This window comes from Halapricum sp. CBA1109, assembly GCF_009741825.1.
Classification (GTDB): domain Archaea; phylum Halobacteriota; class Halobacteria; order Halobacteriales; family Haloarculaceae; genus Halapricum.
On sequence record NZ_WPCA01000031.1, the window covers coordinates 1 to 22,894 of the forward strand.

18 protein-coding genes, 1 tRNA gene and 5 pseudogenes are annotated in these 22,894 nt (G+C 68.4%); 5 read left to right on the forward strand and 19 right to left on the reverse strand.

What is annotated here, in order from left to right; all coding sequences use genetic code 11:
* Positions 1 to 180: 180 nt before the first annotated feature.
* Both GJ629_RS05310 and hemB read right to left on the reverse strand, forming a co-directional pair.
* Positions 181 to 537 (reverse strand): hypothetical protein, encoded by a 357-nt coding sequence (locus GJ629_RS05310; RefSeq protein WP_157512081.1) that lies wholly within the window; start codon positions 535 to 537, stop codon positions 181 to 183.
* Positions 538 to 585: 48 nt separating this feature from the next.
* Positions 586 to 1,566, reverse strand: a complete 981-nt coding sequence (gene hemB, locus GJ629_RS05315; RefSeq protein WP_157512082.1) for a porphobilinogen synthase — start codon at positions 1,564 to 1,566, stop codon at positions 586 to 588.
* Positions 1,567 to 1,671: 105 nt separating this feature from the next.
* On the opposite strand from hemB, the gene GJ629_RS05320 reads away from it, so the two are divergent.
* Both GJ629_RS05320 and GJ629_RS05325 read left to right on the forward strand, forming a co-directional pair.
* Positions 1,672 to 2,208, forward strand: a complete 537-nt coding sequence (locus tag GJ629_RS05320; protein ID WP_157512083.1) for a GNAT family N-acetyltransferase — start codon at positions 1,672 to 1,674, stop codon at positions 2,206 to 2,208.
* The gene (locus tag GJ629_RS05325) at positions 2,208 to 2,747 is read left to right on the forward strand and encodes a GNAT family N-acetyltransferase (RefSeq protein ID WP_157512084.1); all 540 of its coding nucleotides are present in this window, start codon (positions 2,208 to 2,210) and stop codon (positions 2,745 to 2,747) included. Before GJ629_RS05320 ends, GJ629_RS05325 begins: the two co-directional genes overlap by 1 nt.
* Here GJ629_RS05325 and GJ629_RS05330 read toward each other — a convergent pair.
* The 5 genes and pseudogenes from GJ629_RS05330 to GJ629_RS05350 form a co-directional block, all read right to left on the reverse strand.
* Positions 2,744 to 4,859, reverse strand: a pseudogene (locus GJ629_RS05330) ((Fe-S)-binding protein). The gene GJ629_RS05325 and the pseudogene GJ629_RS05330 sit on opposite strands and share 4 nt — an antisense overlap.
* Positions 4,860 to 4,922: 63 nt before the next feature.
* On the reverse strand, positions 4,923 to 6,293 hold the full coding sequence (locus tag GJ629_RS05335; RefSeq protein ID WP_157512085.1) for a sensor histidine kinase: 1,371 nt from the start codon (positions 6,291 to 6,293) through the stop codon (positions 4,923 to 4,925).
* A gap of 251 nt (positions 6,294 to 6,544) precedes the next feature.
* Positions 6,545 to 8,161, reverse strand: coding sequence for a hypothetical protein (locus tag GJ629_RS05340; RefSeq protein ID WP_157512086.1), 1,617 nt, complete (start codon positions 8,159 to 8,161; stop codon positions 6,545 to 6,547).
* Complete coding sequence (locus GJ629_RS05345; RefSeq protein ID WP_157512087.1) at positions 8,158 to 8,916, reverse strand: ABC transporter ATP-binding protein; 759 nt, start codon at positions 8,914 to 8,916, stop codon at positions 8,158 to 8,160. Before GJ629_RS05345 ends, GJ629_RS05340 begins: the two co-directional genes overlap by 4 nt.
* A 61-nt stretch (positions 8,917 to 8,977) precedes the next feature.
* Positions 8,978 to 10,270, reverse strand: a complete 1,293-nt coding sequence (locus GJ629_RS05350) for a glucose-6-phosphate isomerase (protein ID WP_157512088.1) — start codon at positions 10,268 to 10,270, stop codon at positions 8,978 to 8,980.
* A gap of 101 nt (positions 10,271 to 10,371) precedes the next feature.
* Here GJ629_RS05350 and GJ629_RS05355 point away from each other — a divergent pair, with 101 nt between their 5' ends.
* Entirely contained in the window at positions 10,372 to 10,881 is a 510-nt protein-coding gene (locus tag GJ629_RS05355; RefSeq protein WP_231754500.1) for a hypothetical protein, read from the forward strand.
* Between the two features lie 95 nt (positions 10,882 to 10,976).
* On the opposite strand, the pseudogene hisS reads toward GJ629_RS05355, so the two are convergent.
* The 12 genes and pseudogenes from hisS to GJ629_RS05415 all read right to left on the reverse strand — a co-directional run bounded on the left by hisS (position 10,977) and on the right by GJ629_RS05415 (position 21,362).
* Positions 10,977 to 12,265 (reverse strand): annotated as a pseudogene (hisS, locus tag GJ629_RS05360) (histidine--tRNA ligase).
* A gap of 52 nt (positions 12,266 to 12,317) precedes the next feature.
* Positions 12,318 to 13,480: pseudogene (locus GJ629_RS05365) on the reverse strand (inorganic phosphate transporter).
* Between the two features lie 160 nt (positions 13,481 to 13,640).
* Positions 13,641 to 13,724, reverse strand: a tRNA-Ser gene (locus GJ629_RS05370).
* A 41-nt stretch (positions 13,725 to 13,765) separates the two neighbouring features.
* A pseudogene (locus GJ629_RS05375) lies at positions 13,766 to 14,664 on the reverse strand (acyltransferase).
* A 262-nt stretch (positions 14,665 to 14,926) separates the two neighbouring features.
* Positions 14,927 to 15,975: pseudogene (radA, locus tag GJ629_RS05380) on the reverse strand (DNA repair and recombination protein RadA).
* Positions 15,976 to 16,152: 177 nt separating this feature from the next.
* Positions 16,153 to 16,539, reverse strand: a complete 387-nt coding sequence (locus GJ629_RS05385) for a hypothetical protein (protein WP_197428449.1) — start codon at positions 16,537 to 16,539, stop codon at positions 16,153 to 16,155.
* Positions 16,536 to 17,144, reverse strand: a complete 609-nt coding sequence (locus GJ629_RS05390; protein ID WP_157512089.1) for a hypothetical protein — start codon at positions 17,142 to 17,144, stop codon at positions 16,536 to 16,538. The genes GJ629_RS05385 and GJ629_RS05390 overlap by 4 nt, the downstream gene beginning before the upstream one ends.
* 155 nt (positions 17,145 to 17,299) lie before the next feature.
* The gene (locus tag GJ629_RS05395) at positions 17,300 to 18,172 is read right to left on the reverse strand and encodes a M48 family metalloprotease (RefSeq protein WP_157512090.1); all 873 of its coding nucleotides are present in this window, start codon (positions 18,170 to 18,172) and stop codon (positions 17,300 to 17,302) included.
* A gap of 38 nt (positions 18,173 to 18,210) precedes the next feature.
* Positions 18,211 to 19,095 carry a zinc metalloprotease HtpX gene (gene htpX / locus GJ629_RS05400; protein ID WP_157512091.1) on the reverse strand — a complete coding sequence of 295 codons (885 nt, stop codon included), beginning with the start codon at positions 19,093 to 19,095 and terminating at the stop codon, positions 18,211 to 18,213.
* Between the two features lie 37 nt (positions 19,096 to 19,132).
* Positions 19,133 to 20,146, reverse strand: a complete 1,014-nt coding sequence (locus tag GJ629_RS16905; RefSeq protein WP_231754502.1) for a DUF6663 family protein — start codon at positions 20,144 to 20,146, stop codon at positions 19,133 to 19,135.
* Positions 20,065 to 20,688, reverse strand: coding sequence for a phosphotransferase (locus tag GJ629_RS05410; protein ID WP_197428447.1), 624 nt, complete (start codon positions 20,686 to 20,688; stop codon positions 20,065 to 20,067). Before GJ629_RS05410 ends, GJ629_RS16905 begins: the two co-directional genes overlap by 82 nt.
* On the reverse strand, positions 20,685 to 21,362 hold the full coding sequence (locus GJ629_RS05415) for an HAD family hydrolase (RefSeq protein WP_370515794.1): 678 nt from the start codon (positions 21,360 to 21,362) through the stop codon (positions 20,685 to 20,687). The genes GJ629_RS05410 and GJ629_RS05415 overlap by 4 nt, the downstream gene beginning before the upstream one ends.
* 71 nt (positions 21,363 to 21,433) lie before the next feature.
* Here GJ629_RS05415 and GJ629_RS05420 point away from each other — a divergent pair, with 71 nt between their 5' ends.
* Both GJ629_RS05420 and GJ629_RS05425 read left to right on the forward strand, forming a co-directional pair.
* On the forward strand, positions 21,434 to 21,643 hold the full coding sequence (locus tag GJ629_RS05420; RefSeq protein WP_157512093.1) for a hypothetical protein: 210 nt from the start codon (positions 21,434 to 21,436) through the stop codon (positions 21,641 to 21,643).
* Positions 21,644 to 21,708: 65 nt separating this feature from the next.
* A complete protein-coding gene (locus GJ629_RS05425) occupies positions 21,709 to 22,824 on the forward strand; it encodes a 60S ribosomal export protein NMD3 (RefSeq protein WP_157512094.1) in 1,116 nt (371 codons plus the stop codon).
* Positions 22,825 to 22,894 lie beyond the last annotated feature (70 nt).

Here is a 22,894-nt window from a genome sequence, read left to right on the forward strand (position 1 = left end):
CGGGAACGGCCGGTCGTCCGGCCGACGGAGCGAACTGAGCCCCGTCTCATACTTGTCGGTCATTCCGGTATCGACCGCCCACCGGGAGGCGCACGCTGTTCGCCTCCCGAGCCCTGCGTCGTGTCACTCCGCAGGACGAACTCGGGCGGTCGAAACGGGAAACAGCTACAAGAAACAGTATCAGGTCTCGATAGTCACGTTGCCGACGAGGATGGTCGCGTTGTACCGATTGGAGTCGGTGTCGTTGACGGCGGTTCCGGACGCGGTGACACAGCCCTCGGGGCTGGCGACGCTGGTATTGAACGTCCGGTCGGTGACCAGTAGTGCGGTCCCCGTGCCGTCGTCGATGACGACGGACGTCTCGTTGATGGACTGCAGCGTCCCGGTGACGGTCACGTTCGCACCGTCCTCGACGTCGTCGATTGCGGTCTCGCCGGGACCACACTCCTCGTCGCCGAACCCGGGAACCGCCGCACAGCCAGCCAGAACCACGGTGCAGGCGACGGCCAGCGTGAGTACCGGGGAGCGGATGGTCATTCGTGGTAAAGAACGTCACCGCGGCGTATCAACATTCCGGCCACAGTATCAGAGACGAGACGCGAGGTCCTCGGCGAAGTACGTCAGGATCAGGTCGGCGCCGGCGCGTTTGATCGACAGCAGCGACTCGTAGGCCGTCGCCTCCAGGTCGAGCCACCCCTGTTCGGCGGCGGCGTGGAGCATCGCGTACTCCCCGGAGACGTTGTACGCCGCGACGGGCCGGTCGAAGTTCTCGCGCACGTCGGCGACGATGTCGAGGTACGGCAACGCCGGTTTGACCATCAGCACGTCCGCGCCCTGTTCGACGTCCAGCGCGACCTCTCGGCCGGCCTCGCGGCGGTTCGCCGGGTCCATCTGGTAGTGCCGCCGGTCGCCGAAGGCGGGCGCGCCGTCGGCGGCGTCCCGGAACGGGCCGTAGAACGCCGACTCGTACTTGGCGGCGTAGCTCATAATCGGAACCTCGGTGTGAGCGGCGTCGTCCAGCGCCGACCGAATCGCGGCGACCATCCCGTCCATCATCCCGGAGGGTGCGACCATATCGGCCCCGGCGTCGGCGTGGGAGACGGCTATCTTCCCCAGCAACTCGAGTGTGCGGTCGTTGTCCACTGTGAGGGTCGGGTCCTCGCGGGCGTCGGGTTCCAGCGGCCCGCAGTGGCCGTGCTCGGTGTACTCACACAGGCAGGCGTCGGTGACGACGTAGGCGTCCGTCTCGGCGGTGATCCGGCGGGTCGCCTCCTGAACGACGCCGTCTTCGGCCCACGCGCGGGAGCCCTCGGCGTCTTTCGATTCGGGGACGCCGAACAGCATCACGGCCTCGACGCCCGTCTCACGTATCTCACGGACGCGGTCGACGGCCTCGTCGACGGGGACGCGTTCGTGGCCCGGCATCGTCTCGATGGGGACGCGGTCGTCTGTCGTCGCGTCGACGAAGACGGGCGCGATGAGGTCGCTCGCCGAGAGGTCCGTCTCGCTGACCAGCGGCCTGATTCCGTCGGCCCGGAGTCGGCGGGGGCGGTCGGTGAGGTCCATACCGTCCGTTCGGCCGTGGCGGCCAAAGCCGTGACGTTCGATTGGAGTGGTAGCTCCTCACACATCGGGGACAGAGCTAATGCGACGACGCGACCAGAGAGGGGTATGCCCGGTGGACAGTTCCTGACTACTGACCGTCTCGCGCTCCGGACCGTCGAGGAGGAGGACCTCCCCGTTCTCAGGGAGTACGCCAACGACCCGGTGATCCGGCGGCGGGTGACCGGCGGTCGACCGCGAAACCTTGAGGGACAGCGCGAACAGTTCGAGGGGATGTACGACGACGTCGGGGACGGCGTCGGTCTGCTGGCCTGTCTCGACGGCGAAGCGGTCGGCTACGTCCGCCTGTTCCACGTCGATATGGCGGCGAGGCACGCGACGGTGGAGTACTGGGTCCGGCCGGCCGAGCGCCGGTCGGGCTACGGGACGGAGATGGTCGCGTCGGTGCTGACCTACGCCGTCGAGGAGTTGCGACTCCACCGCGTGCGGGCCCGGACCGCGGCGACGAACACCGCGTCGCGCCGCCTCCTCGAATCGCTCGGGTTCGTCCACGAGGGCGTCCAGCGAGCGGCGGCGTTCGTCGGCGGCGACCCCGTCGACGCCCACCGGTACGGGCTGCTGGAAGACGAGTGGGAGGGTCGGTGATGCCCGGGAGCGCGTTCCTCCGCGGTGACCGGGTCGTCCTCCGGACCGTCGAGGAGGAGGACCTCGCGTTCCTCCGGGACAACGTCGACGACCCGCGGGTCCGCCGGCCGCTGACGGGGACCGAACCGACGAACATAGAGACGACGCGGGAGCACTTCGAGGAGTACATCTCCGCCGAGGAGGACCTGACGCTCGCGCTCTGTGTCGACGGGGAGATCCGCGGGACGATCACGCTGTTCGGGGTCGACCAGCGCGCCGGGACCGCCGAAATAGCGTACTGGCTCACGCCCGAAGCCCACGGTCGGGGCCTGATGACGGAGGCGGCGAGGCTACTCGTCGGGTACGCCTTCGAGGAGTTGCGGCTCCGGCGCGTCCGCGGGCGGGCGCTGGCCACCAACGAGGCGTCGAAAGGCGTCCTGCGGAACTGCGGGATGCAACGGGAGGCCGTCGGCCGCGAGGCCGGCACCGTCGACGGCGAGTACGTCGATATGATCCACTTCGGCGTCCTCCGGGAGGAGTGGGCGGCGGACGACCCCTAGTCGGTCGCCTCGACCAGCATCTCGGTCAACTCGACAACCTCGACGTCGTCCTCGTAGCCGCCGGTCTTGCGGCCGTCCTCGTACATCGTGACGCACATCGGGCAGGCGACGACGAAGCGGTCGACGGCATTGCCGGCCGCGGTGTCCTCGGTGGCCTCCCGGAGGCGCTCCTCGCTCGGTTTGGTGTCCTCCTCGTGGTCGAGCCACAGGCCGCCACCGCCGCCGCCACAGCAGAAGCTATCCGAGCGGTTGCGGGGCATCTCGACCAACTCGACGCCCGTCGACTCGACTAGCTCCCGGGGCGGTTCGAAGACGCCGTTGTACCGCCCGAGATGACAGGGGTCGTGGTAGGTGACGGTGCCGTCGAGGCCGCGCGGCGAGAGGTCCCCGCGGTCGACGAGTTCGGCGAGCACCTGCGTGTAGTGGGAAACGTCCTCGGCGTCCCACTCGCAGGCCGAAAAGTCCGGATACTCGTTTTTGAAGGTGTTGTAGCTGTGGGGATCGGTCGTGACGATGTGGTCGTACTCGCAGTCGGCGATGGCGGCGGCGTTGTCCTCAACGAGCATCTCGTAGAGGCCTTCCTCGCCGACCCGACGGACATCGTTGCCGTCGGTCTGTTCGCCCTCGTAGAGGATGCCGTAGGAGACGCCGGCGCGTTCGAACAGCGTCGCCAGCGCCTTTGCGACCTCTTGGTTGCGGTCGTCGTAGGAGGGGTAGTCGCCGACGTACCAGAGATACTCGACGGCTTCCTCGCGGGCGTCGGGCACCTCGAAATCGAGTTCCTCGGTCCAGTCGGGGCGTTTGCGCTCGGGGTCGCCGAAGGTGTTGCCGTGCTGGAAGGCGTTCATCATCGCCTCCTCGACGCCGTCGTCCATCTGGCCCGTCTCGGTGAGCCGACGGTTCATGTCCGTGAAGTGCGTGAGGTGCTCGATGTCGACCGGACAGGCGTCCATACAGGCCATACAGGACATACAGGAGTCCATCGTCGAAGAGTCGATGACAGAAATCCTTCCGTCGGACGAGTCCGACGACGTGCCGCTCGTGGCACTCGCGGCACCCCCGTCCGCGACTATCTCGACGGTCTCGCCGCCGGCGTCGACCGCTTCGCGGTAGGACTTCAGGTCGAGGATCACGTCACGCGGGTCCAGCGGTCGGCCCGAGGCCTTGGCGGGGCAGACCGACGAGCAGCGGCCACACTTGGTGCAGGCGTCCTGATCGAGCAGTTGCTTCCACGAAAAGGAGTCGAGGTCGGTCGCGCCGATCTCCTCGGGCCCGAGGTCCTCGGGGACCCGAGGGAGGCGCGTGCCGGCGTCCTCGTCGGCGGTGACGACGTTCGCGAACGACGCGAGCATGTGGAAGGGCTTGGCGTAGGGCACCCACGCGACGAAGGCCAGCGCGAGGACGGCGTGGCTCCACCACGTCAGCGGGTACAGCGCCGTGGCCGTCTCCGGGGAGACGCTGGCGAGGGCGAGCACGTCGGCGACGAACCAGCCGACGAAACTCACCGTCTCGAACTCGGGGAACCCCTGCCCGAGGATGCGGACGCCCTCGGTGAGGTACCCCCCCGACGCCGAGGACGAAAAGCACCCACAGGAACAGGTCGTCCTCCCGACCGGTGTGGCGGCCCTGGAGGCGGTCCGTCCGAGCGACGTAGCGCCGCCAGATGGCGACGCCGAGACCGGTGACGAACAGCAGACCCATCGCGTCGACGACGAGCGAGTACGAGAGGTAGAAGTCACCGACGAAGAAGGAATCGCCCGTCAGCGGGCGGTAGAGATCCATATCGATGCCGAGGATGGTCGTGGCGATGAGTAGCGTCAGAAAGCCCCAGACGATGAAGGCGTGCATCAGGCCGCCGACGATGTCGCGGTCGAACAGCGGTCGGTTCGACCCGACGCTCGCGGCCGCGCCGACGACACGGCCCGAGAGGTCGTCGAGGCGGTCGAAGGGGTCCGTGCTCCCGCGGGTGTAGCGAGTGATCCGCTCGTAGACGCCGTAGCCGAACACGGCAAGCGCCACCGCCGCGAGGTAGTAAAACAGCACCTTGCCGACGGGCGATATCTGCCAGAACGTCGGCCGTGTCACCGCCTCGCCGGACTGCAACAGGACCATGGTAAAAGCCCGCACGCGACGCTGTTAAGTCTTCGGGCGACCGGCCGCAGTCCCGGGAAATTCTCAGTCGGTTTCGAGTTTCTTCCCCGGCGATGACCGGGCCGAGGGGGTCACAAGCGGGAGCCACACCTCGACGGTAGTCAGGCCGTCGGTCCGGTCGTACGCCAGACGGCCGCCGGCCGATTCGACGATCCATTTCACCAACCACAGACCGAGGCCGGAGGCGTGATCGAGTTTCGTCGACCGCCCGTCGCCGAAGACGGGCAGGCGCTCGGTATCGGGGATGCCGGGGCCGTCGTCGGTGACGGCCAGCAACGCGGTGTCGTCACGGCGTTCGACAGTGACGTGGACGTTCGGGCGGTCCCCGCCGTGTTCGAGGGCGTTCTCGACGAGGTTCGACAGGGCCCGTTCGATTGCCGGGCCGGCCTCGACCGCCAGCGACCGCGGGAACTCGGTCGTGACCGTCGCTTCCGGGTGGGCGCTGCCGGCCCGTTCGATGACGGTCTCGGCCTGTTCGACGATGTCGACCGCCGTCGTCTCCGTCCCGGCGTCCAGCACGTCGGCGGCGGTCTGGGATTTGGCGCTGACGGCCGCGAGCGTGTCGGCGCTGTCGACGATGCGACCGGCGGCAGCGGCGACGTCGTCGTCGTCAGTCGTCTCGTCGACGAGGCTCGCCATCCCCCGGACGACGGTAAGCTGGTTGCGGAGGTTGTGACGGAGGACGCGCTGGAGGACCTGCAGGCGTTCGCGGGCGTGGCGTTGGTCGGTGACATCGCTGTAGATGGCGAACCCGTACTGGCCGCCGTCCTCGCGGTCGTAGGGGATGCCGCGATAGAGGAACTCCCGTCGGCCGCTGGCTGTCCGGCGGGTGACGACGGCGCGGTTGGCCCGGCCGTCGGCGGTGCGGCGGTCGAACTCGTCGGCCTCGCCCTCGAGCTCCGGCGGGACGATGTAGTCGTTGAGCGACTCGCCGCGGACGGTGTCGGCACTGTACCCGAACACCGACTCGAAGGCGTCGTTCACCGACCGGACGATGGGGTCACCGTCGACGATTTCGACCTCGATGACGGCGTCGTCGATCAGGTCGAACAGGAGGCCGAACCGCTCCTGTTCGGTCGCCAGTTCGTTCCGCGTTCGGTCGTCGACGCCGCCGCGAACGGTACCGACGACATCGTCTGAGGAAGACGCGGGCGAGACGAACTCCACCTCGACGCGGAGCGGGTGACCCTCCGACGACAGCTCACAGAAGAACGCGCTGCTCGCCGGCCGTTCGGCCCGCCGGACAGAGTGGAGCACCCGCTGGACCATATCCTCGCCCTCCGAGACGTACGACTGGAACGGCGTCCCCGTCAGCGAATCGGCGTCGACCCCGAGCAGCGTCGCCAGCGACCCGGTCGCGTACACGACACGGTCGTCACCATCGAGTAGGAACATCGGCTAGCTCACCGTGCGGCGGTGTTCCGACCGGCGAAGTCGCGTTTCATTCGGCGGCGTCGGGTAGAGAGACCAACGGAATCAGTGTGAGTGTCGAGCATTCGTCTGTCACCCAATCTGTAATCACAGGTCATAATGGTTGTATCGACGGCAATTTCTACGGTCGTTGTCGTCCGGTTTTGTAAGAACGGCCACTATCAGACAGTGTAATTGGACACGACGGACGCCGCTCTGTGCGGGCGGCAACCGGGTCAGACGTCGTCCAGCGTCAGCGCGTCGAACGTCCGGAGCGCGTAGGCGTACCCGGCCGCGCCGATAGCGCTCACGACGAGCAGGTACACCACCCACGCGATACCGACGATTGCGAGCGACGCGCCCGAGAGCGTCCACCAGACCAGCCCGAGGCCGGCGAGGCCGACACCGATACCGCCGAACAGGAGGCCGAAGACGGCGATGTTCGAGGGGTGGGGGCGCTCGACGCCCATCGCCTCGCGGCGCTCGAACTTCGGGGCGATGGCGCCGAGGCCGAGCGCCGTGCCGCTACCGGCCAGCGAGAGGACGACGGCGAGCAGCGTCTGTCCGAGTGCGAACGCCGGCGAGAACGAGACGGCCGACACCGGGCCGGCGATGACCGCGGCCGGGACCAGCCCCAGCGCCGTCCCTGCGAGCGCACGCCCACGGAGCAGGACCGCCGTCGACGCCGTGCTGGTCAGAAGCAGCGGCAACTGGTCTCGGTCGTCGCCCAGCGGGTTCAGGCAGTAGGCCGCGCCGGCGAGCGTGACCCCGCCGACGAAGAGTGTGATGGGACCGCTGAACAGCAGCGATTCGGGGTCCTGAACCGCCGACGCGACGAGTCCGAACGCGCCGAACAGGAGCGGCGCGAGGTGAGCGAGCATCCGCGGGTCCCGGCGGGTCCGCAGGAGGTACCGCCACGCGACCCGCAGCGAGGGCGTCGCGCCGAAGGGCCGCGGGACGCCGCGCGTGACCGCCGCCGCGTTCTCCTCGCCCCCGAAGTCGGTGAGGAGTATCCGGGTCTCGACCCGGAGCGCAGTGACGAGACCGAGTGGGACGGCGGCGAGGAGACAGACCGCGACGAGGGCGCCGACGGGCCCCGGCGCGGCCCCAAGCGGCGCGAAGGCGAGCGCACCGTAGGCCTGCAGCGGCCGCCCCGGCAGGAAAGCAGGAATGGCGACGCCGCCGAACTCGCCGGTCGTGCCGAACTGGTTGGTCAACACGAGCATCACGCCGACGTAGCTCCCCACTGCCAGCGTCAGGACGAGCGCCGCCTTGAGCCACAGCGAGAGCCCCAGCCACTCGTTGAGGTATCGCGCCAGCGACCCGATGGCCCGGCCGACGAACAGGCCGGCCGCCAACACCGGCAGCGCCCACGCGACGACCAGCACCGGCGCGAAGACGCCGCCCGCGCCAACGGCCACGCCCGCGAGCAACAGCAGGCACGCCGGTACCAACACGAGCAGCGACTGGACGAGGCGGTCGAGCAACCGGGACAGCGAGACGGCGAGGGGCGGGACGGAGGTCCGGACCAGCGGTCCGACGTTCCCGAGACGCTTCTGGTTGAACCCGCCGGCCGCGCCGACGTAGCCGCTGACGACGAGGAGCGCGGCGGACGCGACGCCCGCCGTCCCCAGCGGGACTGACCCGGCGGCCAGACGGCTCCCGAACTCGACGGCGCTCCCGAGGACGAAAAGCGGGACGAACAGCCCGAACATCGCCAGCGAGAACGCTGTCGCCAGCCCCTGCCGGAGGTCGTTTCGGAGGTGCCGGTACTGGGCGCGGAGTTCCGTCCCGGCGACGACGACGGCGTCCCGGACGGTCGAGCGGTCGAGGCCGAACGGCGACCGACTCATCGTCCCCACGGGGTCGCCGCGTCGGTCAACTCGAGGAAGGCGTCCTCTAAGTCGGCCTCGCCGTCCTCGCCCTCGACGGCCCCGGCGAGTTCCTCGGGACTGCCCTGGGAGACCAGCCGTCCGTCGTACAACACCCCGACGCGGTCGGCTATCTCCTCGACGACAGGTAGAATGTGCGTCGAGAGGAAGACGGTCGTGTCGCCGGCGGCGAGGTCGACGATCAACTCCCGGAGGGTCCGGGCGGCCCGGGGGTCGAGTCCGCTGGTCGGTTCGTCGAGGAAGACGACTGCGGGGTCGTGCTGGACGGCTTGGACGAACGCCACCTTCTGTCGCATCCCCTTCGAGTAGCCGTCGATGCGCCGGTCGACGTCCTCGGCCAACCCGAGGTCCTCGACCAGCCCCATCGCGCGGTCCTCGACGGCCGACCACGGAATCTCCCGGAGGTCGGCCGCGAACTGGAGTTGTTCCCGTCCCGAAAGCTCCTCGTACAGCGGGGGTTGCTCGGGGAGCAGTCCGATGCGGTCGACCAGTCGCTCCCGGTCGGTGCAGTGGGTGCCGGCGACGAACGCCTCGCCGCCCGTCGGTTCTATCAGACCCGTCAGCATCCGCATCGTCGTCGTCTTCCCGGCCCCGTTGGGCCCGAGGAAGCCGTAGACGACGCCGGACTCGACCTCGAAGGAGAGGCCGTCGACGGCCGTCGTCGACCCGTAGCGTTTCGAGAGCGAGCGGGCGGCGATAGCGGCGGAGTCACTCATCGGTCGGCCATTCGGCCACCACTGTTAAAAACGATACAGCCGAGCTTCCGGCTTCGAAGCGCTACTCGATCCGCAGGGTCGTCTTGTCCGCGACGGCGTCGGCCTCCTCGAAGTCGCCGCCGCCCAGCAGGCCGCGAGCGGCCTTCTTGCCCCACTCGACTGCGGGCTGGACGTAGGTGTCGATGCCGTACAGTTCGCCGGCCATCACCGTCGCGGCCTTCATGCTGTACAGCAGGTTCCCGAGGTTGTACTCGTCGACCTGCTCTATCTCCAAACGGACGTTCGGGACGCCGGCGGCGGCGAGGCTGGCCTCGGTCGCCTCGAACTCCGCGTCCAGCAGTTCCCCGAGGGTCGACCCGCCGAGGTAGGACAGCCCCTCTAGATCGGTCTCGGGGATGGCGTGGTCGTCCCGGTCGCGGACGTGGACGAACGTGACCATCTTGTCGTGGGGCCCGGCCCGATACAGTTGTAGCTGGGAGTGCTGGTCGGTCGCCCCCAGCGCCCGGACGGGCGTCTGCCCGAGGCCGTCCTTGCCGAGGCTCTCGGCCCACAACTGGGCGTACCACTCGGCGAAGGTCTCCAGAGATTCTGCGTAGGGCATCATCGCGTTGATGCCCGCACCGCGGGTGTCAAGCGCGTAGGCGAGTGCGCCGTAGGCGTAGGCGGGCGAGTCGTACAACGACCCCGACAGCGACCGCTCAGCGTCGCGGGCGCCCTCGACGATGGCGTCGATGTCGTGGCCCTGCAACGCGGCGGCGGCCAGTCCGACCGTCGACAGCACGGAGAACCGGCCGGGAACGCCGTCAGGCACCTTCAGCGACGGCAGGCCGTGCTGGTCGGCCATCTCCCGGAGGTTGCCCGAGTCGCCGGTCGTGACCCACGTCTGTTCGGTCCAGTCGACGCCCGCGTCGTCCATCGCCTCGCGGACGACGAGGAAGTTCGACAGCGTCTCCGCAGTCGTTCCCGAGCGAGAGACGACGTTGACCGCCGTCGAGGAGAGGTCGATGTCCGCAAGCAGTCCCTCGATCCACTCGGGGTCGACGTTGTCCAGATAGTAGGCGTCGACCGGGCTGTCCAGCGCCGCCGAGAGCGTCGCCGCGCCCAGCGCCGACCCGCCGATACCGACGTTGACGACGTTGTCCACGCCCTGAAACGGTTCGACCGCGGCCTCGATCTCGTCGGTGTCGACGGTCTCGGGGAGGTTCAGCGCCTCGTAGCCGTGTTCGTGTTCCGCACGTCCTTCGGCGATCCGTTCGTGCGCGTCCGCGACGCGGGTGTCCAACCGGTCGAGAGCGTCCTCGGGAACCCCGGGCGTCGCCACCTCGTCGAGCGCATTGCCGATGTCGATTCGCATACCCGGGTCGTCAAACCCCACCTACCTATCGCTGTCGGAGTCGGCGCGGCCCGTCATTCGAGCGACAGGTATAACTACGCTGGACTGTGTGATACAGTCCCATGGACGAGAAGACCGAGGAACTCCGGGACATCTTCGTCGACGTCGCCGGCGAGGAGATGGTCACCGAGTCCCAGACCGAGGAACCGGGGTCGCTGGTCGACACCGACGACGCGACCGTCGACGAGCGACTGGCCGCCGCAGTCGAGCGGATGACAGAGCGCTACGAGTTCGACACCGACCTCGACGTAGACGCCTACGTGTCCGTCGTCCGCGGCTTCTACGCGAACGACGACGACGGCGCTGTCGCCGCCGACATCGGCGCCGACGCCGACACCGTCTTCGCCGCGCGGATGGACCTCCACCTGATCGGCGAGGGAGACACCGACCTCCCGGTGGACCTGCCGGCGTTGCGGGCCGCCCTCGCGACGACGGTACCGATGTCGGCGAGGTGGTGGCCGGGAGCAACGCCGACGAATCGACCGTCGAGCGAGCCGTCTCGGTCGCGGCCGCACAGAACGAGGCCCGGCGGGTCAGCCACCGCTTCCAGAGCGCCTTCGAGGACGTGCTGACCGACGCCGGCCTCGCCGATCAGCTTACGGCCTCGATACAGGACGACGGCTTGGAGGAGGCCGCCGAGGACATCGAGACCGACCTCTCGATGTGATCAGGCGAGTTCGTCGACGACCGATTCGACCGGAATCTGTTCCTCGTCGCCGCTGGCCATGTCCCGAAGCGTGACCTCGCCGTTGTCTAAGTCTCGCTGGCCGACGATCAGGACGTGGTCGGCGTCGATGCTGTCGGCGTAGCGAACTGGCTGCCAAGCCCCCGGTCCGCGAGGTCCGTCTCGACGACGAGTCCCGCCGCCCGGAGGTCGCCGGCGAATCCGAGGGCTTCCTCGCGCACGTCCCCGGAGACGGCGGCGACGTAGACGTCCGTCGAGAGCTCCTCGGCGGGCCACTCACCCTCCTTCTTCAGCAGTTCGCGGGTCGTCGAGTAGCCGAAGGCGAACCCGACGGCGGGGACCTCCTGCCCGCCGAACAGGCCGACGAGGTCGTCGTAGCGGCCGCCGCCAAAGAGTGCGCGCAGTTCGCCCTCGCTGTCGAAGGCCTCGAAGACCAAGCCCGTGTAGTACGCCAACCCGCGGACGATGGAGAGGTCGAGTTTGCACACCTCGGCGACGCCGTAGGCCTCGAGCGCGTCGGCGAGGTCGGCCATCCGCTCGACCGCGGCTTGGGCGTCCTCGTCGCCCGGGGCTAACTCGCGCAGGCGGTCGACCTCCTCGGTGATCGGTCCCCGGATACTGGTGAGTTCGTCGATGCGCTCGGCCGACTCGTGGGCGATGCCCTCGTTGCGGAGTTCGGTCAAAAACTCCTCGCGGGAGAGCTTCTCCTTGTCGTCGACGACACTCATAGCGGCCTCGGTGTCGTCGATGCCCTCGGCGTCCAGCAGGGCGTCCAACAGCGTGCGGTCGTTGATCAAAAAGTCGACGCGGTCGGCCACGCCGAGGCGCTCGTAGATGGTCGCGGCGACGGCGATGACCTCCGCGTCGGCCTCGACCGATTCGATGCCGAAGACGTCGATGTCGGTCTGGAAGAACTCCCGGTCTCGCCCCTTCTGGACGTTCTCGTAGCGCCAGCGTTTCGAGGTGTCGAACCACTTGATCGGCGTCTTGAGGTCCTTGCGCTGCTGGACCAGGCGGGCGCGGGTCGGCGTCTGCTCTGGCGTGAGCGTGACTGGCCGGCCGCCCTTGTCCTCGAAGCTGTAGGTCTGGTCCATCAGTTCCTCGCCGGATTTGATCTCGTAGAGTGCCCGGCGCTCGACGGCGGGGGTGTTTATCTCCCGGAAGCCGAACTCGGCGGCGGTGGTCTCGACGGTGTCGATGACCTCCCGCCACGCGGCGAACTCCTCGGGGTAGCGGTCGTAGAATCCCTTGAGGTTCTCGATGTCGCTCATTACTGTGCCGTCGCCCCGGCAGGGGCATAGTGGTTCGGAAATACGGACGCGCTCACCCGACCGGCGTGAACCGGAAGACGAGGAAGGCGGCGACGGTCGCAATCGAGGGGACGACGTTCTGGAGGAGGAGGACGCGGGCGGTCGTCCGCGGTTCGAAGAGGTCGTTCGCGCCCGTCTCCTCGGGTTCCTCCTCGCCGATTGGCGGCAGCGACTCCCCGCCCTCGTCGTCGGCGAGGCGTCGACGGTGACCTGCGGCGTCTCCTCGCCGGTGACGGCGTCGGAGACGGTCGTCGTCCGGGTCGCCCGGCCCCACCCGAGGCCGACGATGCTCATCGTGGCGATAACGACGAAACTCGCGGGGATGCCGATGGCCGACAAAAGCGACACAACCGTCGAGGTGACGACGGCGACGACGATGGCCGCGAGCAACGGGAGTTCGGTCAGGTCGTTGCCGACGGTGTCCATCGTCCGGCGGGCGATGGTGAACGCGCCCAGCCCGATTGCGCCGGCCCCGAGCAGGATGCCCTGATTCATCGTCAGCGAGTCGTTGCCGACCAGCGGCGCGACGGCGTTGGCGACGTTCGACGCCCCCGCCGCGAACGCCATATAACAGCCGATGCCGACCACCGCGAGGGTGCCGACCAGTTCCCGCGGCGTCGTGTGCTCGCCGAGGTGGATCCGCGGGAGCGTCCCCGAGCGGTCAAGCGCCAGTAGCGACCCCTCAGAGCGAGTGATCTCGAACCACTCGACCAGCCGCGGGTAGAAGTACCGTCCGATGACGCCGCTGACCCAGAAGGCGACGATGGGCGCGACCAGCCACCACGAGACGATTTCGCCGATAGCGCCCCACCGGAGGGTGCCCTCGGCGAGGCCGAGGCCGGCGATCGCGCCGACGGCCGTCATCGACGTCGAGGCGGGGACGCCGGCGACGTTCGAGAGGAACAACGCGAACCCGATGAAAAACAGGATGACGATGCTCACGACCAGCGTGAACTCCGTGCCGACGAGGTCCCCGCCGAGGGTCCCGACCACCTCCCGGCCGAGCGTCCACCCGCCGGCCAGCGCGAACACCGACATCAGCGCCGCCGCACCGACCTTCGATATCGTCTTCGCGCCCACCGCCGGGCCGAAGGCGACACCCGTCGAGGACCCGCCGATGTTGAACCCGACGAACACGGCGACGAGAAGCCCGACGACGAGCAACACACCGCTCATACGCGACTGTTGAGACCCTCGGGCGATTAACTGCTACGAAGCAGTGTGGCGGCTACTCGTTGTGGCGGCAGCGTCTCGCGTGGCTCAAGTCTCCTCGCCGACGGGCACCTGCTCACGAAGGTGAGCGGACAGGCCGCTCACCGGTGAGTTCGCAGTAGAACGCCGGGACGGGGATTTGAACCCCGAATCCCAAACGGGAACACGCTTTCCAGGCGTGCGCCTTACCAGATTCGGCCATCCCGGCACGCATCGACTGGTCGGGCGGCCGCCGATTAAGGGCTTTCGTTATTCGGGCGGCGAACGGTCCCGGCCGAACTCGTCGAAGACGTCGAGGCCCTCGGGCACCTCGTAGGGAATCTGGCGCTGTTCGCGCCGGTCGACGTTCGCGTCCTCCAGTGGGTCGGCCACCGACTCCCACCCATCCTTGACGGCGATGGACGTCGCCGGCGTCCCCGCGGCGATGTGGTGGGCCGGAACGTCCTTGCCGGCGATGGACTTCGCGGCGAGGATGGCGTTCTCGCCGACGCGGACGCCCGCCCGAACCATCGAGTCGTAGGTGATCCGCGCGTCGTCCTCGATGATGGTGTGGTAGTTGTCGACGTGGGTCTGGTCGACGGCGTCGTGGTCGTGACTGTAGACGTGGGCGTCGTCCGATATCGAGACGCGGTCGCCGATGGTGAGTTTCCCGCGGTCGTCGAGGTGGACATCGTCGTGGACGACGACGTTGTCGCCGATCTCGATGTTGTGGCCGTAGGTGACGGAGATGTTCTTGAAGAACCGGCAGTTCTCACCGCAGGAGGCAAAGAGGTGATCCGCGAGCATCCGGCGAAAGCGCAGAGCGAACTCGACGTTGTCGGCCATCGGCGTGGCGTCGAACTGCCGCCAGAGCCACTGGAGGTACTTCGACTCGGTGAAGCGGTCCTCGTCTTTCTCGGCGTAGTACTCGCTCTCCAGAGTCGCGTTACAGGGGTCGTACCCCTGCAGACGGACCCGTTCTGCGGGGGAGACGTCGCCGCCGTCCTGCCAGCGCTCGTAGGCCTCGCGGTCGCCGTGGAGGTCGATCAACACGTCCTCAACCACGTCGCAGGTGTCCTCGTCGCTGCTGAGTCGGTCGTCGACCTCCGCGAGAAACTCCCTGAGTCCGCCTTCGGCGTACGTCGCAACGAGACGTGCCGCTTTGTCATACCCCGGAGAAAGGCGGGGACTCACATAGGGATTCGGTTGTGCGCGAGTGCGCGCGAGCGTCGACGTGAGTGTGTGGCCCGTCCACGCGACTCGAACCCCTCCGTTTCACGTCGAATCCCCGCGCTTTCTGTCGATTGTGTGCGACTCTGGTCACTTTCACCGCGGCCCGTCAGACGCGCGCAAGACGCAGGACTGCGACGGGTTCGACGTGAAACGGAGGGGTCGGTGTGCGGGCGTCGAGACGACCGGTCGGTGACTGCCTTACTCTTCCATCAGGCCGCCCTCCTCGACGCGCATCACGGCCTCGCCGTCGGGGAGGTTCGGCGCGTCGACGAGTTTGACGATCCGTTTGTCGCCTTTGGACTTGCGGAGGTAGATGCGGAACGTCGAGGTGTGACCGAGGATGTTCCCGCCGATGGGCTGGGTCGGGTCGCCGAAGAAGGAATCGGGGTTAGAGGCGACCTGATTGGTGACGACGACGGCGGTGTTGTTGAGGTCGCCGACGCGCATCAGGTCGTGGAGGTGTTTGTTGAGTTTCTGCTGGCGTTCGGCGAGTTCGCCACGGCCGACGTACTCCGCGCGGAAGTGGGCCGTCAGCGAGTCGACACAGAGCAAGCGAACGGGGAACTCGTCGTCCTGACTCTCGCTGGCTATCTCCTGGGCCTTCTCGGCCAGCAGGATCTGGTGGTTGGAGTTGAACGCCTTAGCGACGTGGATCTTGTCCAGCACCGACTCGACGAGGTCCTCGAACAGCGCCTCGTCGCCGGCGTCGGCGTCGTCCGACGAGTCGACGATGCCGTGGTGGACCATCGTCGCCTCCAGTACCTCGTCGTCCAGCCCGCGGACCATCTGTTCGATCCGCTCGGGCCGAAAGGTGTCCTCGGAGTCGATGAAGATGACGCTGCCCTCCAGCCCGCCGTGTTCGGCCGGTAGCTGGGTCGTCACCGAGAGCTGGTGGGTCACCTGTGACTTGCCGGCCCCGAACTCGCCGTAGACCTCGGTGATCGACTGGGTCTCGACGCCGCCGCCGAGCAGGTCATCCACCTCGTCGACGCCCCACGTGAGCTTCCCGATCTGTTCGCGGCGTTCCAGTACCTCCGCGCCGGACTCGAAGCCGCCGATGTCCGCGGCCTCGCGGGCGGCCTGGATGATGTCGGCCGCCGAGGACTCCCCCACGTCGGCGGTGTTCGAGAGCTCCCCGGGCGAGGCGACGGCGATACCCTGGTAGGAGTCGAACCCGTTGTCCTTGAGCTTCTCGCTGTCGCCGGACCCACGCCCGGCAGGTCTTCGAGGTCTTCCGTTGCTGCCATAGACGTGGCTTGTAGCGCATCGGTGATAAAAGCTCGTTAACAGCGGAGTGAAAGTGAAACCGAGGGACGGGACGGTCGCTACCGAGGCGCGAATCCACAGGTATATTCGATGGCGGGCGACCTACGAGTCCAGTCGGCCGCTCCCGACGTAGGCCAGACAGAGGGCGCCGACGAATATCAGTAGGCCCCCAACGTCGCCGGGTATCCCGACGAGCGATTCGCCGAACTCGCCGAGGAGGACGAGACCGCCACCGACCGCCGCCGGGAGCGGGTTCGCTGCCAGCGAGGCCGCGACGCCCGCAGTTGCCAGTAGAGGGTCTGTGGGACGCCAGCGACTGTCCGGCCGAGCGAGCGGTTCCCGGCCGGGTTCTCGGCCGCCTCGAACCCCGTGGCGTCGGGAACGGTTCGCACCTCGCCGGTGACGACGCGGCGGCCATCGGCGTCGCCGACCCGCAACAGCGTGACGCCGTCGGTAGTGCCCACGACCCGATAGACCCCGTCCGGAACGTCGGCGTCGGTCGGCCGGAGATGGTCGGAGACGGCCGGATTGTCCCCGTCGCTCATACCGAGCCCCACGGGTGCTCGTCGCCCTCGGGCCAGAGCGGGTACCAGTACTCCTTGTCCGGTTCGACGGTCAACTCGCCGTCGAGTACGCTCTGGAGTTTGAACTCCGCGCTGGCGTCGCGCTCCCGGCCCGACTCGGGGACGAACGGGTAGTATGCCCCGCGGCGAAAGGAGTACACCCAGTAGGCGGTCGTCTCGTCCTTCCGGAAAGCAAAGAGTGCCGCGAGCAGCCGCGAGCCGTACCCCTGTTCGATGAGTTCGTCGGCGGCGAAGTGGATGCTCGTCACGAGGTCCTCGAAGGAGTCGTCCTCGAGGACGACCCACTGGTAGCCGTGGCTGTCGCCGACGAACTCCGCGCGGGTCCCGGTCTCTATCTCGCCGGCGTCGAGGATGGCCTCGACGCTCCCGAGTGCGTCCTCGAAGTCGGTGCTGTCGACGGTGGCGAAACACAGCGCCGCCAGCCCCGAGGGGTCGTATCCGAGGTCGGCCTCCATCGTCACGTAGGCCGTGCTCATCCCGAAGAGGTCCTCGGGGTCGGCCTCGCGGGTCGCGTCGGCCTCGGCTTTCAGCCCCAACACCTGCTTGATTCCGTCGAACAGTCCCATCGGCGGAGCGTTGTGGGGCCGGACAGTTGACTCCCCCGGTCAGGCGACGTGTCCGAGGACGCGAGCGACGTACCGCTCGACGGCCGTCGGTCGATACGAGTCTCCGCATCCGGTGATCGTGTCACGGCCGCGGAACTCGGTCGATCCGGAACCGTTCAGGATAGCTCCGCCTGGAGTTCCCGGAGGGCACGGATCCGAGCGGCGACCGGCGGGTGGGTCCACGGGATGGTGAACAGGCCAGTGCCGGACGGAACGATACAGAAGGCGTTCAGTCCGCTGACGCCACGGAGGTCCGTCTGTGGCTTCCGGGGCGTGCCGTGGATGGTCGCCAGTGCCTCGGCCAGCGCCACGGGGTCGCCGGTGATAGCGACGGCCCCGCGGTCGGCGGCGTACTCCCGATAGCGCGCGAGCACGAGTGTCCCGGGCAACGAGACGACCAGCAGTACCGCCGAGAGGACGGCCAGTACCACCAGGGCCGGCAGGTATCCGAAGAACAGCGCGACACCGTTGGCCTGGTCGATGCTCTCGGAGAGGGTCCACAGCGCCAGCGTCGTCGGGAACGCGGCGGCCGTCAACACCGCCGAGTCGCCGTTCTTGCAGTGGGCCAGTTCGTGTGCCAGCACCGCCTCGAGTTCGTCGTCTTCGAGGGTCTTGAGAAGCCCGGTGGTCACGCAGACGACGGTCCGGTCGCCCCGACCGGCCGAGAGGGCGTTCGGTTGGTCGTGGGGGACGACGGCCACAGGCGGCCGCGGCATACCCGCCTGCTGGGCCAGACGGTCGACCGTGTCGAACAGTTTCGGGTAGTCGGCCCGTTCGATGGCGTACGCTCCCGTGAGTGGGTAGAGGAGACGGTCGGCCTCGTGGACGAGGACGGCCACCGCTATCGCGACGACAACGGCGATGGCGATTACCAAGGATAGCGGCATAACCATCGTCAACGGGCCGAATAACGCGATATAGCCGACTCCCGAGAGGGCGAGTGCGAGGACCATCCGCGAGTCCAACTCGCGGTCATGGGACCACTCCATACAGTTTCATACAGCACGGGGCCGAATAATACTTTCTCTCAGCGCGTCTCCATCTCGCGCTCTAGCGACTGGAGGCGCTCGATCCGTTTCTCGGTGTCGGGGTGGGTGCTGAACAGGCGACCGACGAACCCGCGCCGGATGGGGATGATGAAGAAGGCGTTCATCTCCGCCTCGTCGCGCAGGTCCTCGCTCGGGACGCGGTCCATATCGCCGGATATCTTGACGAGGGCGCTGGCGAGCGCCGAAGGCCGGCCGGTGATGATGGCCGCGCCGCGGTCAGCGGCGTACTCCCGGTAGCGGCTGAGCGCCCGGATCAACAGGAAGGAGATGATCCAGACGACCAGCGAGACGAGGATGGCGACGAAGACGGGAGCGGGGTTGTTGCCGCCGCCGCGGTTGCGGCCGCCGGCGAACAGCCACCCCCAGCGGACGACGATGAACGCCACCGTCGAGAGAAAGGAGGCGATAGTCATCACCATCACGTCGCGGTTCTTGACGTGGGCGAGTTCGTGGGCCAGCACCCCCTCCAGTTCCTCGTCGTCGAGGCTGTCGAGGATGCCCTCGGTGACACAGACGGTCGCAGTCGACTTCGACCGCCCGGTGGCGAAGGCGTTGGGGACGCGGCTTCCGGCGACGGCCACGTCCGGTTTCGGGATGTCCGCCTGCTGGGAGAGGCGGGCGACGGCGTCGTGGAGGTCCGGATACTCCTGTTCGTCGACGCGGCGGGCGCCCATACTCTTCAGCGCGAGCGTATCGCTGAAGAAGAACTGCCCGAGGCTAAACAGCCCCATCACGACGACCATCACCAGTAGATTGACCCCAGAGATAGCGAGCACGCCGATGAAACCGACGTACAGCAGGCCGAGCAACACCATCGTCAACGCCATCCGGCCGCGGAGGCCCCAGTCCGGTTGCCACTGCATACCCGACGTAGCGGCCTCGGACTGATATACTTCTCTCTCAGGCCAGCGGTTCGTCCGGCGCGGGGCAGTCGTAGGTGTCCCGGAGCGTGCTGGCGAACTGCCCGCCCTTCTCGCGGGCGACGACGACGACGACGAACTGTTCGTCCGGCGGCCGGAGGACGAACACCGACCGCGGCGCGGGGCCGTCGGTGTCGTTGAAGCGGTCGACCAGCGGTTCCAGCGGTCGGACGCCGTCGCGGAACTCCCCGAACCGGCTCCCCACGTCGTCTTCGGCGAAGACGTAGCAGACGCCGTTGACCTCGTTGTCGGTGTTGCGGGTGACCTGACTTGCCATCCCCTCGCCCGCGACGGTGGCCTCCGCCCAGAGGTCCTCGGCCACCTCGAAGACGGGGTCGATGGCGTCGGCGTAGGCGTACAGCGTCGGGCGGACGACCGACAGCGACTCGACGACGGGGTCGACCGCCGACCAGTCGAGGTCGGCCTCGATCAGATACCCCGGCCGAAGGTCGCCCACGGGCGTCGGCTGGTCGGTCGTCGGGACGACGACGGTGTCGAACGACGCGCGGTCGAGAAACCGAAGCGTGCCCGCGTCAGGGCCCGGGAGTACACGGTACCGGCCTGGCTCTGGCATTGCCGGCCGTAGGTCCCCGTCGGGGGAAAGCCCCTCGTTTTCCTCACAGCAGCGCCGCGATGCGCTCGCGGTGGAAAGCGACGCGTCCGCGCCGGTCAGTTCGGGGTAGCGGGGACGGGTCACCTCGCCGCGGGAGTCGACGGCCGACCGGACGACCGCCAGCAGGCGGTACGCGTCGGGGACCGCCGGCAGGGGCCGCACCGAACGGTAGCCCCCGCGCAGAGCCTCGGCGAGGGGGGCCGGGTCCGCGGCGTACCAGTCGGCGACGAGGTGTTCGACCTTCGCCAGCGCCACGCCGGGCGGGGCCGACAGCGGCCCGCCCCAGTCGACGACGGCCGTCACCGACCCGTCGGCGACCAGCGCGTTCCCCGGCCGGAGGTCCCACGGATAGAGCCGCGGCGGGCCCTCGGGGACTGGCATCTCTCGAACGCCGCCAGCAGTCGGTCGCGCTGGGCGTCGAACGCCGACGGGAGCGCCGCGACCCCCTTGCGGGCGTGGGTCCCGAGCCACGCGGCGCAGTCGTCGGGCCCGGTCGCGGCGAACCCCTCGCCCGCCGCCGTGACCGCGCCGCAGCGCTCGAAGTGAAACGCACCGTGGAGGCCCGCGAGCGCCCGGCCGAACGTCCGGGCGATAGCCTGCTGGCGGGCGGGCACGAGGGTACTGAACACCTCGTGGAGGTCCCGACCGGGTGCGCGCTCGAAGAGGGCGTAGCCGTCGCCGTCCCGGGTGCCGCTGGCGAGGACCGCAGGGACCGGCACCGCGGTCCGGTCGGCGACGGCCGCGACCAGCGCCACCTCCGTTTCGAGTGCGTCGGTGTTCCTCGACTGCTGGAGGACCGCTCGGTCGCCGTCGGCGAAGGTCACGCGAGTCGTCCGCTTGTGGTTGCCCCGTGTGACCGTCTCGGTCGCCTCGACGGTCCAGTCGGGCGCGACGGCGGCGAGGAGCTCCGCGGGGTCGATCACGGATCGCACTCCAGAATGGCCGCCAGCGACGCCAGTTCCTCCAGAACGTGATCGGGGTTGTGGTCCGCGGGGTCCGGAGCGTCCGGGTCGGCGCGGTACCACGCGACCGGCCACCCGGCGGCACGGGCGCCGGCCACGTCGTACTCGGGGGAGTCACCGACGTACAGCGTCCGGGCGGGGTCGGTCCCGAGGTCAGAAATGGCGCGGTCGAAGGGGTCAGCGTGGGGCTTGCGCCGCGGCATATCGCCGGCGTAGACGACGCTGTCGAGCATCGATTTCAACTCGAGCGTGTCGAGTTTCGGGGCCTGCCTGCGCTCGGGACCGTTGGTCAGGAGGCCGACGGGGCCGTTGGCGGCGGCGGCCGACAGCGCCTCGCGGGCGCCGGGTTCGTAGCTGACGGCGCCGTGCTCGACGATGTCCAGCAGGTGTTCGGCCAGTACCGTCGGGTCGGCGCCGTGGCCCTCGCCGAGGACGCGCCGGAAGCCGTCGGCGAAGTAGCCCGCCTCGTCCTCGACAGCCGGCGGGCCCTCTAAGGCGGCCCAGAGGTCCTCTGGGGTCCCGACGGGGTCGACGCCGGCGCGCTCGAAGGCCCCGTAGTAGATAGTCTCGGCGGACTGCTCGGAGCGACAGAGCGTGTTGTCCAGATCGAAGACGACGGCGTCGAAGTCTCTCACGCCCCTGCTTGGGGTGCCAGCGACAAAAGCCACAGCACAACGGTCTTTCCGGTCGGGCCGTGAGGAGCGGTATGGCACTCGGGACGCCGTTCGACAAGGTCGAACTGGGGCTGTTGTTGGCCGTCGCCGGCGTGTTCGCGTTCGCCCAGCCGCTGTTGACGCCGCCGAACCCGCTGGTCCGGATGGCGTACTTCCTCGCGTCGGGACTGTTGAGCCTCCTGAGCGCGACGCTGTTGCGGACGCTCCGGTTGCGGTACGACCTGCGGACGACGCCGCCGTAGCGGCGACGGAGCGGAGGGGTCCCGAGACGCGCCGTTTAAACGCGAGAGCGACCTACCACGGACCAATGAGTCGATCCGGAGAGTTCTGCCCGCGCTGTGGCGAGACGATCGAAGAGCGCGGCGAGCGGCCGAGTAAACCGGGCGGTGGCGGCCCCAAGAGCGTCCTCTGTGACGACTGCTACTTCGAGGAGTTCGACCTCGTCGACGCGCCCGACCGCGTCGAGGTGACCGTCTGTGGCCGCTGTGGCGCGGTACAGCGGGGCAACCGTTGGGTCGACGTCGGCGCCGACGACTACACCGACGTCGCCGTCGACGCCGTGACCGAGGCGCTTGGCGTCCACGTCGACGCCGAGAGCATCTCCTGGCAGGTCGCGCCCGAGCAGGTCGACGAGACGACTATCCGGATGCACTGCCAGTTCTCGGGCGTCCTCCGGGGGACGGCCCTGACCGAGGAGGTGATGGTGCCCGTGAAGATCGGTCGCGGGACCTGCGAGCGGTGCGGCCGCATCGCCGGTGGCTCGTTCGCCAGCGTCGTGCAGGTCCGGGCCGACGACCGGACGCCGACCGACGAGGAACTGACCCGCGCCCGCGAGATAGCCGAGGCCTACATCGCCGACCGCGAACAGAAAGGCGACCGCAACGCCTTCATCACCGAGGTCGGCGAGGTCGAGGAGGGGCTGAACATGAAGATATCGACCAACCAGATGGGACAAGGCATCGCCAAACAGATGGTCGAAGAACTCGGCGGGTCGTTCTCGGATTCGGAACGGTTGATCAGCGAGGACGACGACGGCAACAAGCTCTACCGGGTGACTTTCGCCGTCCGCCTCCCGCGGTATCGCCCCGGCGAGATCATCGACCCCGAGGACGGCAACGGCCCCGTCCTCGTCACCAGCGTCCGGGGGAACCTCAAGGGCCGCCGACTGGCCAGCGGCGAGCGATACGAGGCCTCCTTCGAGGACGAGAACGCCCCCGATGCCGAGCGGTTGGGCGAACGCGAGGACGCCGAGGAGACGACGCTCGTGGCAGTCGAGGACGACCACGCGGTCCAAGTGTTAGACCCCGAGACCTACCAGACGAAGTCGGTCCCGCGGCCGGACTACCTCGACACCGACGCCGAGTCGGTCCCCGTCCTGAAGAGTCGGGCCGGCTTGCACGTCCTGCCGGAGGACGATGGCTGAGGACCCGCCGCTGGCCGTCGTGGTCGACCGCGAGCGGACGGAAGCGGTCATCGAGACGCTCGAAGCCGAG

Coding starts and splice junctions, on each gene's coding strand:
- GJ629_RS05385 (WP_197428449.1), bottom strand. CDS start 16,539: ATGAGCGACGGGGACAATCCGGCCGTCTCCGACCATCTCCGGCCGACC.
- GJ629_RS16905 (WP_231754502.1), bottom strand. CDS start 20,146: ATGCCAGTCCCCGAGGGCCCGCCGCGGCTCTATCCGTGGGACCTCCGG.
- GJ629_RS05355 (WP_231754500.1), top strand. CDS start 10,372: ATGGACGAGAAGACCGAGGAACTCCGGGACATCTTCGTCGACGTCGCC.
- htpX (WP_157512091.1), bottom strand. CDS start 19,095: ATGCAGTGGCAACCGGACTGGGGCCTCCGCGGCCGGATGGCGTTGACG.
- GJ629_RS05390 (WP_157512089.1), bottom strand. CDS start 17,144: ATGGGACTGTTCGACGGAATCAAGCAGGTGTTGGGGCTGAAAGCCGAG.
- GJ629_RS05340 (WP_157512086.1), bottom strand. CDS start 8,161: ATGAGTCGGTCGCCGTTCGGCCTCGACCGCTCGACCGTCCGGGACGCC.
- hemB (WP_157512082.1), bottom strand. CDS start 1,566: ATGGACCTCACCGACCGCCCCCGCCGACTCCGGGCCGACGGAATCAGG.
- GJ629_RS05395 (WP_157512090.1), bottom strand. CDS start 18,172: ATGGAGTGGTCCCATGACCGCGAGTTGGACTCGCGGATGGTCCTCGCA.
- GJ629_RS05310 (WP_157512081.1), bottom strand. CDS start 537: ATGACCATCCGCTCCCCGGTACTCACGCTGGCCGTCGCCTGCACCGTG.
- GJ629_RS05350 (WP_157512088.1), bottom strand. CDS start 10,270: ATGCGAATCGACATCGGCAATGCGCTCGACGAGGTGGCGACGCCCGGG.
- GJ629_RS05335 (WP_157512085.1), bottom strand. CDS start 6,293: ATGTTCCTACTCGATGGTGACGACCGTGTCGTGTACGCGACCGGGTCG.
- GJ629_RS05320 (WP_157512083.1), top strand. CDS start 1,672: ATGCCCGGTGGACAGTTCCTGACTACTGACCGTCTCGCGCTCCGGACC.
- GJ629_RS05420 (WP_157512093.1), top strand. CDS start 21,434: ATGGCACTCGGGACGCCGTTCGACAAGGTCGAACTGGGGCTGTTGTTG.
- GJ629_RS05345 (WP_157512087.1), bottom strand. CDS start 8,916: ATGAGTGACTCCGCCGCTATCGCCGCCCGCTCGCTCTCGAAACGCTAC.
- GJ629_RS05425 (WP_157512094.1), top strand. CDS start 21,709: ATGAGTCGATCCGGAGAGTTCTGCCCGCGCTGTGGCGAGACGATCGAA.
- GJ629_RS05325 (WP_157512084.1), top strand. CDS start 2,208: ATGCCCGGGAGCGCGTTCCTCCGCGGTGACCGGGTCGTCCTCCGGACC.